Origin of the sequence: Alteromonas sp. MmMcT2-2 (genome assembly GCF_022348305.1) — a bacterium.
Lineage (GTDB): Bacteria > Pseudomonadota > Gammaproteobacteria > Enterobacterales > Alteromonadaceae > Alteromonas > Alteromonas macleodii.
Map to the genome: position 1 here is coordinate 48,675 of NZ_JAKRFA010000024.1, position 10,379 is coordinate 59,053.

The window sequence follows — 10,379 nt, forward strand, 5'->3', positions numbered from 1 at the left end:
TCAATAATGTCTTTTAATATTGCACTGAGTGGCGTATCAGCCGCACAAAAAGATTTGGATGTAACCGCCAACAACATCGCAAACGTAAATACAGTTGGCTTTAAAGAATCTCGCGCTGAATTTGGCGATGTTTATGCGGCATCACTGCTTTCAGGTGGTAAAACTAAAGTAGGTGACGGTGTACTCACTCAAGAAGTTGCTCAGCAATTTTCTCAAGGTAGCCTTCAGTTTACCAATACCTCGCTTGATTTGGCGATCACGGGTAATGGTTTCTTTGCGACAGTACCTGAAATTACGTCTCGCGACTTCTCGTTCACACGTGCGGGTCAGTTCAAGTTAGATAGCGACAATTTCGTGGTTAACAGTAACGGCGATAACTTATTGGGTTTCCCCGTTAACTCTGATGGTACAAGTGCCTCGGTAGCACTTAGTACTACTGAGCCAGTGCGTATTCCAGACTCTTCGGGTTCTCCCGCACAAACCACAGAAGTTGACATTCGAATGAACTTGCCTGCTGGTGATGCAGCCCTAGATCCACAAGATTTTGACCCTGAAGATCCGCTTACCTACAACGCCGCAACATCGGTAACCGTTTACGATTCGTTAGGTGATAGTCACGTAATGACCTATTACTTCATAAAGGATGCGACACCGGGTGTTGATAATGAGTGGTATGTTGCTACTGCAATCGATGACACGCTAGTTGATATGACAGATTCAGCGGGTAATGACACAGACCCAGCAACAGCAGTAAATAGTGTCGGTGGTAACACTGGTAACGCCGTAACAGCATCTAAACTTATCTTCTCTCAAGGTGGTGATTTTGCTGGCATGGAAACGCCTGATGGCCTACCTACACTTGATTTCAAAATGCAAACAGAAGCGTTAGGCGCAGGTATTCTTGCTAATGGCTCAGATCCTACTCAGCAAATAAGCATTGATTTTAACCTCGATGTTAATAACGCGACGCCTAATGAGCCGACTCAGTTCGCCTCTGCGTTTGAAGTTACTTCACTAGAACAGGACGGTTTGCCTGTAGGTCGATTAACAGGTATCGACATTGGTCCGGATGGCTTGGTTCGCGCGACGTTCTCTAATGGTACGTCTGAACCTATTGTTCGTGTCGCTTTGGTTCGCTTTTCTAATGAACAAGGCCTAACTCAAGAGAGCAGTACTCAGTGGAAGGAAAGTATTCTTTCAGGTGAGGCACTAGCGGGTGAAGCAACAACCGGTACTTTCGGCGAAATTAACTCTTCGGCGCTAGAACAAGCTAACGTTAACCTTACCACTGAGCTCATCGACATGATTATCGCTCAGCGTAACTTCCAGGCAAACTCGCGCGCGCTTGAAGTGAACAACTCGCTAAACCAGACTATCCTTAACATTCGATAGTTTGCAGTAAGCCACATTAGCAGATTGCTAAGCGGCAAATTTTAGGCGCGGAAAACCGTACCTATTTGACCCGATTTAGAAAGGTCGCAACAATGCGACCTTTTTATTTTTCTATATATATCAATTTAATACCGCCCTTATTTTTCAATTGCACTAAATATCCACAGATTGGCACTGCCTTTGCAAAATCTTGTTTAAGGTTTAATCAGAGTCAAAAGTCAGTCATGGACAAACTTCTCTATATTTCAGCAAGTGGCGCCTCCCAAGACCTACTAGGAACAGGGATTAGGGCCAATAACTTGGCTAATGCACAGACAACGGGATTCAGAGCGCAGTTAGAGCAGGCAAGGTCAATGCCGGCCTACGGCGAAGGTTTGCCGACTCGCGTGTTTTCCATGACAGAGAGCCCGTCGAATAACTACGAGTCGGGTCCGATGATTAAAACAGACCGCGATTTAGACGTAGCCATTCAAGGTGATGGTTGGTTCGCTGTACAAGATCAAAATGGTCAAGAAGCTTACTCGCGTGATGGAAATTTCAAGTTAGGCGATGACGGAATTTTGACAGATATCCACGATCGCGTCGTGCTTGGTGACAATGGGCCAATATTCCTTCCTGTTCCTTTAGATAACCTCAATATCGCCGCCGATGGCACGTTGTCGATGAGACAGTTAGGTGCCCCTGCCAATGTTATTGAAGAAGTGGGGCGACTTAAATTAGTTAGTCCAAACTATGCAGACATGGAACGTGGCAATGACGGCTTATTTAGAATGGAAGATGGCTCAATAGCGCCAGCCAATGCCAACGTAAAAGTAATGTCGGGCATGCTTGAAGGTTCCAACGTTAATGCTGTTGACGAAATGGTGGACATGATAAGTCTGCAGCGTCACTACGAGCTTCAAGTCAAAATGATGAAGCAAGCAGAAGAGCTTGATACTCGCGGTAATCAGCTACTACGCATCCTGTAAAAGAATTTTTATCACCGTTGCCCTATGAGCAACGTCGGAGGTTAACATGCATCCAGCACTATGGATAAGTAAAACCGGACTAGACGCCGCACAGACTGATGTGGCCGTGGTGTCTAACAACCTAGCAAACGCATCAACAGTGGGCTTTAAAAAAGACCGCGCGGTGTTTGAAGATTTGCTTTATCAGAATATCAATCAGCCAGGCGGTCGTTCGTCAGCCGACACAGAGCTACCTTCTGGGCTTATGCTTGGTTCAGGCTCGAAGGTCGTTGCTACTCAAAAAGCACACACGCAAGGTAACCTGTTAACCACTGAAAACGCGCTTGATATGTCAATTCAGGGCCGTGGTTACTTTGAAATATTGCAGCCAGACGGCACCATTGCATATTCGAGAAATGGTCAGTTTTCACTGAACGACCAAGGCCAAATTGTTACATCTGGCGCGGGCTTTTTGCTTCAGCCTGAAGTGGCTATTCCCGAAGATGCGCAACAAATCACAATTTCTCAAGATGGTGAAATTAGCGTGAGCATACGGGGCCAAGCTGAACCGCAGGTACTCGGTCAGCTTAATATTTCTGACTTTGTTAACCCAACCGGATTACAACCAACCGGACAAAACCTTTATGTAGAGACAGCGTCAAGCGGTGCACCTATTCAGGGGATCCCTGGTCTGCAAGGTTTGGGTTATATCTCACAAGGCACGTTGGAAACGTCTAATGTAAACGTGACCGAAGAGTTAGTAAACCTTATCGAAAGCCAGCGCTTGTATGAGATGAACTCAAAGGTTATCTCATCGGTCGACCAAATGCTTGGTCAGGTTATTCAGCAACTTTAGTAGGTAGCATCATGCGTATTTTAGGTTTATCTGCTGCACTTCTGATACTTGGCGGTTGCGCCAGTACAAACGAGCCTCCCGTTCAGGCAAACGACCCGTCGTTTGCACCGGTAGTGCCAGATTACCCGCGTGAAACGGTAGTAGAAGATGGCTCGCTTTTTCGTTCGCAGCTTGCTAACAACTTATATTCTGACGTTACCGCAAGAAGAGTCGGTGACATCATCACTGTAACGTTAAGCGAGAATACCCAAGCGAGCAAATCAGCCGACACTAGCACAGCGAAAGATTCAAACGTCAATCTTAACCCTATTACCGGGCTTGCTGGGCAAGCGATAAATATTGGCGGAGAGTCGGTACAATTGGGAATAAGTTCATCCCGAGATTTCTCCGGTGATGCCACAGCTAACCAAAGCAACAGCTTAAACGGCGCTATCTCAGTTACTGTGGTCGACGTACTTCCTAACAGCAACCTTGTTATTCGTGGCGAAAAGTGGCTAACCCTGAATCAGGGCGATGAATATATCCGTCTTACCGGCATCATTCGTCCGGCAGACATTAGTCCCGAGAATGAAATCGTGTCCACTAAGGTTGCAAATGCGCGTATCCAATATTCGGGTACGGGAAGTTTTGCGCGAGCACAAGAAAAGGGTTGGTTAACCAAGTTCTTTGATTCTGCTTGGTGGCCTCTTTAGGTTTTAGGATAGGAGAGTGAACATGCGTTTGTTTTCAGTAGTATTAGCCGCTTTCACAATGCTTTTATCTTCACAGGCAGGTGCGCAGCGCATTAAAGATGTAGCGAGTATTCAAGGCGTACGTAGTAACCAATTAGTGGGATATGGTCTTGTTGTAGGTTTGCCTGGAACGGGTGAACAAAGCCCGTTTACCGAACAGAGTTTCAGAACCATGCTGCGTAACTTTGGTATCAGTCTTGACGCTAACACCAAGCCGAAAATACGAAACGTGGCCGCAGTGGCGGTACACGCCGACCTGCCTGCTTTTGCAAAACCCGGACAAACCATTGATATTACGGTTTCTTCAGTTGGCGAAGCGGCCAGTCTTCAAGGCGGAACGTTGCTCCAGACGTTTCTTCGCGGTGTTGACGGTAAAGTCTACGCTGTAGCGCAAGGCAGCTTAGTCGTGAGCGGGTTTGGCGCACAAGGCGGTGATGGCTCTCGTATTGTCGTTAATACGCCAACGGTAGGAAGAATTCCAAACGGTGCGATGGTAGAGCAATCTGTACCAACAGGCTTTGCCAATGGCGACACGTTAACGCTTAACCTCCATTATCCAGATTTCTCAACAGCCAAGTCGCTTGCAGATACGATCAACGAGCGCTTAGGTGCACAGCCGGAAAATGGCTATGTTATTGCTAAGCCCATTGATGCAGCGTCTGTTCGCGTGTCGGCCCCGCGAGATGTCGGTCAGCGCGTGGGCTTTTTGGCTACCTTAGAAAACTTCGAATTTACACCAGCTGATGCCCCAGCGCGTGTGGTAATAAACAGCCGTACAGGCACCATTGTTATAGGCAGTGACGTTCGCTTGTTGCCTGCAGCGATTACCCACGGTGGGTTAACCGTAACCATCTCTGAAAACCAGCAAGTTTCGCAACCTAACGCGTTTGGCGAAGGCCAGACTGCCGTTACGACCCAGTCTATTGTTGATGTCGATTTAGCAGACAGCCGCATGTTCAAGTTTGAGCCAGGCGTTACCCTTGACCAACTTGTGCGTGCGGTAAATGAGGTAGGTGCGGCGCCAGGCGATTTAATGGCAATTTTAGAAGCATTACGCCAAGCCGGTGCTTTGCGTGGTGAGCTTGTGATCATTTAAGACGAGCTAATAGCATTTATGAGAATTAAGCAAGCACGATAGGGTTATAGCGGAAAAAGTACGATGGAATCACTTAGCACAAAAAGTCAGCTTGATATGGCACGCAATGTCCACGATATGGGCAGCATTAATAAAATGCGCGAAGCTATCGCATCAGGTGACGAGACAGTATTGCAAGAGGCTGCCCAGCAGTTTGAAGCGATTTTTGTGCAAATGATGTTGAAGTCTATGCGTAAAGCGCAAGATGCCCTTGCTGATGAAGATAGCCCGTTTAATTCTCAGCAAGTTAAGTTTTATCGTGATATGCATGACCAACAATTAGCGACAGACCTTACCTCAGGTGGGGGATTAGGTCTCGCTGATGTTATTGTTAAACAGCTAGGTCAGACCGAGGATAGCTATACACCAGCCAGCGTTATCAGGAGCGACGGTGATATATCGTCACTGAATAGAAGCCGTGCGTATAAGGTGGCAGAAGCGCAAGACATAGCGCTTTCTTCTGAATCTATTCGCAGCCAATCGGCACAAAAAGATGCCATGTTTGAAAACCCTGAGCAGTTTGTTGAAAGCTTGATGCCTATAGCCGAGGAGGTAGCGGCAAAATATGGAATGGATCCTAAAGCAATAATTTCCCAAGCCGCGGTTGAAACCGGGTGGGGAAAATTCGTTATCCATAAAGCGGATGGGGAAAGCTCGCACAACTTATTTGGCATTAAAGCAAATAAGGGATGGCAAGGAGAGCAGGCTGTAGTCGACACGTTGGAATTTAACAATGGACTACCTCAAAAACAAAAGGCTGCTTTTAGGTCCTATTCGTCAGTAGAAGATGCAATGGAAGACTATGGTCGATTTATCACATCACAACCTCGCTACAGCCATGCTGTCGAGAATGCTTCTGATGCAGCGCGTTACACCCATGCGCTTCAGGAAGCGGGCTACGCTACCGACCCTGAATACGCGCGCAAGATAATGGCAGTGTATAACAGCGATCGTCTCAGCACGTTAATGCCATAGCATTGGAGATTACATTGTGAGTTCTGTCGATTTATTCTCATTAGCCACCAGTGGTGTTAACGCCAGTAGTAAGCTATTACAAACGACCAGTAACAATATTGCCAACGTCAACACGCCAGGCTATGTTCGCGAGCGCACTGAGCTTCAAAACAGCCAAGTCTTCGGTGTAGAGATCGGCAATACCGAACGTATCATCAACGTATTTGCTCAAAATCAATTGCGCAGGGACATTACTTCTGTCGGCGAGCTTGAGGCATTCTCTAGTAAAACAGCGGCCATTGACAATCTACTAGCGAGTGAAGCGAACTCAATTTCTCAAGGCCTGAGTGGATACTTTTCAGCTCTACAAACCGCCGCTGATGATCCAACAAATCTCGCATCTCGTGAACAGGTACTAAGCAAATCTGAGTCGCTCTATAACCGCATGAGAACCTTGTCGGATTATATGCTGGAAAAAGAAGAAGAGCTCAATTTAGAAGTCACTTCAATGGTTAATAGAGCCAATACGCTAATTGGAAGTATCGGCGATCTGAACCGCAACATAGTTATCGCTAATGGTAACAATACCAGCGACCAACCAAGCGCTCTGCTCAACGAAAGAGACCAAGCTATCGACGAGCTTGCTTCTATCATGGGTATTACGGTTAAAGAGAGTACTACGCAAAATGGTGCTGTAACCATTAACCTTACGTCAGGCGAGTCACTCGTTCTTGAAAACGGTGCATTTAATCTTTTTGAATTAAGTTCTAATGCAGACCTAACAACCAAAGAAATCAAACTAGAAACAAATTTCGGCTCACAAACCAAAAACGATACGTCGATACGTGTTATAGAAGATGACTTAGGCGGGTCCTTAGGTGGCTTGTTCAAGTATCGCAATGAAGTGTTAGGCCCAACAATGCGTGATGTAGGTCAGCTCTCTGTCGCTTTCGCCGATGCGATGAATACGCAGAATAAATTGGGTATGGATTTAGACGGTCAAATCGGCACTAACATTTTCGACATACCTTCTTTCAGGGGCTTAGCGTATGAAGATACTAGTGGCGACTACATAGTTACTGGGCAGCTTACAGAAGGAAAAGGAGCAGAGCTAACCGATGCTGATTACCGAATTGAGGTTATGGCAGTGTCTGCGGGCATGCCAACTCAAATTAAAGTAACGCTATTAAACCCCGATGGTACGCCTAAAAAAGATGGGAAGGGGCAGAATATTGTTGACCCTAGTGTTGCAGTAACAGCGGGCTTTGCAGAACTAGATGGCGGTATAGAAGTCAACTTCTCTGGAACAGGTGCATATACCGTTGGTAATGAGTTCTTGATTCAGCCGACGAAAAATGTAGCGTCCAACATTGAAATGGCGACTAATCGCCCTGAAGATTTAGCCTTCGCCAATCCGGTAAGAGCCGGTGCCGATCATGCAAACTTAGGCAGCGCTAACGTAATAGATGTAACTGTTTCAAATACGGAAGTGGGGACTTCTGCTTTTGATGGAGCGGGTGGCCTTTTAAATTCAGCGCCAGCTCAAATTAACTTTACGGCCGCAGATACATACGACGTTGTAGATGGAAGCGGTAATGTTTTAGCTACAGTGACGGGCACAACTGATTTAACTAACCTCATCAGTCAAGCGGGAATAAGCCCAGATCCAGGCTTTGATTTGAGCTTGGATGGCGTGCCAAAAGCTGGGGATAGCTTTTCAATTGGCTATAATACAGATGGCTTTAACGACAATAGCAATGCGCTTAATTTAGCTGCTCTTCAAAATGAAAACAAAGTACAGGTGAGCAGCGAAGCAACCAATAGGCCAAGAACGTTTCAAGATGCCTATGCGTCTATGGTAGGGCGTATTGGTGAAGATGCATCAATGGCAAGTGTCTCATTGGCTTCAGCTGAAGCGATGAAAGTTCAATCGCAAAACTGGTTTGAGTCTGTGTCTGGAGTAAGCTTAGACGAAGAAGCAGGAAACTTGATTAAATATCAACAAAGCTATGCCGCCGCAGCACGTATCTTGTCTACGGCGCAAGAATTATTTAATACCATTTTGCAGTCAGCAAGGTAGGTGAGTTATGCGTATATCAACGAATCAAATTTATGATCAAAACATGCGCTCGATTATGCAAAATCAGGGCGATTTAGCGAAGACTCAAGAGCAACTTGCTTCCGGTAATCGCATAATCACGCCCAGCGATGACCCTTTTGGCGCTGCGAAAGTGCTGCGTTTAACCGAAGAAATTGATGAACTAACCCAATTTCAGCGCAACAATGATCTAGTAACAGGTTCGCTTGAACAGCAGGAAGCTGTATTGACGAATATTACCAATTCAATTAACCGTGCGCGTACGCTAGTAATACAGGCAGGCAGCGGTGCTCTAGATTCTCCTGACAGAAAGGCTATTGGGGCTGAATTAGAACAGATCAAACTTGAAATATTTGATCTTATGAACACTCAAGATGCCGAAGGTAATTATTTGTATGCGGGTTTTCAATCAGGTAACCAAGCGTTTGAATATAACCCCACAGCGACAAGCAAGGCTATTACCTTTACCGGTGATGCCGGTGTGAGCTTTGTCCAACTATCTAATAGCTCAAAGATTCAATCAACCAGTAATGGTTATGAAGTTTTCGAAAACGTGCTTTCACGATATAAATTTTCCACTGATCCTGCTAGTACTGCAGTTGTTAGTGAAGCATCTGTAAAGCAGCAAGGAACGTTCGACACTTTTTTTGATAAAAATTATGATCCAGTAAATACGGGTAACAATGACTACCGTATAAACTTTTTAGCTTCAGGACAAGCTGAGTTAGTTAACCAAGGTACAGGCGTTATTGTCGAGTCTGTTGCCTATACTTCAGGTCAGCCATTTACTATTAAAGGAATGGAATTTGAGGCTACGGCCGTACCTGGAGATAGCATCGATTTGTCTTTAGATGCGCCGGAGAAGAAGAGCATGGCTCAGACACTGCACGAAATACAAGCAGTATTAAATGACTCATCGATTGACAGTTTCGAACTACAGGAATCAATTTCAGATGCTTTGGTTGGTTTAGATAACGGCTTAGAAAAATTGTCGCTAGAACACGCTTCAATCGGAAGCCGTTTAAACATAGCTGAAAGTATTTATGAAAGTAACTTAGATATGGAAATAGCAGCAAAGGCATCACGTTCTTCTATACAAGATACTGACTATGCAGAGGCATCAACCGAATTCGCGAAACAAGAAACTGCTTTAAGTGCAGCTCTGGCAACATTTCCACAAGTTACTGAGTTATCGCTATTCAACTATATTTAAAATAGTTAATAGGTTGATGGGTCATCGCCTGTAAGTGGACTTTGTTCTGCTATGTTAACTTTGGCTCGTTGTTTATATTGCATCAGTAGGAGGCATAAAGATTACTGTTTTCTACTAGAGCGTGTTCATCTTTGCTGTACATATTCAACCCACATTGGTAGCCACATAATCGCAAAAGCCACTGCCACCACGCTACGGTAGTTTCTGGCTAACTTATCATATCGAGTCGCCACGGCTCGAAACCTCTTAATTTTCAAAAAGGCATTTTCGACTAAATGGCGATAGCGATACATTGCCCAATCAATATCATCATTACCCGTTTTATTGTTGCTTTTTCTTGGGACGACATGCTTAGAGTTAGGGCTGCTGACTAAGCCTCGACTGCAACAACTACTTCAGAATCAGGTGAAGACTCAACCGCAGATTGACCGTGACTGACATTATGGGAATGTCCCCCTGAGAGCTCGAAGTAGACAGGTAAACAGCCGCTATCAACAGCTAAATGTATTTTTGTTGATTCAGCTCCGCGACTTTTCCCAATGGCTTATTGTGTCTGAGCTCTGACATTAGTTCCGTCTTGATACGCCTTAACAATACTGCCAACAATAAATAACCACTGTGGGTCACTGAGCCGATCTAAAAACTTGAAAATCTCAGTCAGAACGCCCTTCTTAGACCATAAATTAAAACGCCTGAATACTACGCTCCAATCGGCAAACTCCTTATGTAAATCTCGCCACAGGAATACCTGTGCGCATAATGTACAAAATACCTTCAAGTGTCATTCGGTGTTCAGACTTGTTGTAAATTCGACCTGTTAAATACATGATTCTCGATAGCAGTTTCCAGCTATCATCTGTTAGCATAAGTCTCGGCATTAGCGTTAGTTAGATTGTTTTTTGGCGAAATCATTATAATCGGCCCTATTGCTGTTTACTTTTCATACCACAAAGATCAACGATGGAATGGTCTCCCCCCTCAAACGGCATCGCAATGTGCCAAACTTGGAATTGAACAATCAAGTTAACAAGGTGAGGAGACCAAAATGAATAT

Annotated in this window: 8 protein-coding genes and 1 pseudogene; 8 read left to right on the top strand and 1 reads right to left on the bottom strand. The window is 45.2% G+C overall.

The window, feature by feature from the left end; all coding sequences use genetic code 11:
* The first annotated feature begins 6 nt into the window (after positions 1–6).
* The 8 genes from flgE to flgL all read left to right on the top strand — a co-directional run bounded on the left by flgE (position 7) and on the right by flgL (position 9,326).
* Positions 7–1,392, top strand: a complete 1,386-nt coding sequence (gene flgE, locus MHM99_RS14155; RefSeq protein ID WP_014948596.1) for a flagellar hook protein FlgE — start codon at positions 7–9, stop codon at positions 1,390–1,392.
* A gap of 224 nt (positions 1,393–1,616) precedes the next feature.
* Complete coding sequence (locus tag MHM99_RS14160) at positions 1,617–2,360, top strand: flagellar basal body rod protein FlgF (protein WP_014948597.1); 744 nt, start codon at positions 1,617–1,619, stop codon at positions 2,358–2,360.
* Positions 2,361–2,406: 46 nt separating this feature from the next.
* Entirely contained in the window at positions 2,407–3,195 is a 789-nt protein-coding gene (flgG, locus tag MHM99_RS14165) for a flagellar basal-body rod protein FlgG (RefSeq protein ID WP_014948598.1), read from the top strand.
* 11 nt (positions 3,196–3,206) lie between these two features.
* Positions 3,207–3,887: a flagellar basal body L-ring protein FlgH gene (gene flgH / locus MHM99_RS14170; protein ID WP_014948599.1), complete on the top strand. Its 681-nt coding sequence runs from the start codon at positions 3,207–3,209 to the stop codon at positions 3,885–3,887.
* A gap of 22 nt (positions 3,888–3,909) precedes the next feature.
* Positions 3,910–5,022 carry a flagellar basal body P-ring protein FlgI gene (locus tag MHM99_RS14175; RefSeq protein ID WP_014975877.1) on the top strand — a complete coding sequence of 371 codons (1,113 nt, stop codon included), beginning with the start codon at positions 3,910–3,912 and terminating at the stop codon, positions 5,020–5,022.
* Between the two features lie 63 nt (positions 5,023–5,085).
* Entirely contained in the window at positions 5,086–6,036 is a 951-nt protein-coding gene (flgJ, locus tag MHM99_RS14180; protein ID WP_239219882.1) for a flagellar assembly peptidoglycan hydrolase FlgJ, read from the top strand.
* Between the two features lie 16 nt (positions 6,037–6,052).
* Positions 6,053–8,095: a flagellar hook-associated protein FlgK gene (gene flgK / locus MHM99_RS14185; protein WP_239219883.1), complete on the top strand. Its 2,043-nt coding sequence runs from the start codon at positions 6,053–6,055 to the stop codon at positions 8,093–8,095.
* 7 nt (positions 8,096–8,102) lie between these two features.
* Positions 8,103–9,326 carry a flagellar hook-associated protein FlgL gene (gene flgL / locus MHM99_RS14190; RefSeq protein WP_239219884.1) on the top strand — a complete coding sequence of 408 codons (1,224 nt, stop codon included), beginning with the start codon at positions 8,103–8,105 and terminating at the stop codon, positions 9,324–9,326.
* 125 nt (positions 9,327–9,451) lie between these two features.
* Here flgL and MHM99_RS14195 read toward each other — a convergent pair.
* A pseudogene (locus MHM99_RS14195) lies at positions 9,452–10,204 on the bottom strand (IS5 family transposase).
* Between the last annotated feature and the right edge of the window lie 175 nt (positions 10,205–10,379).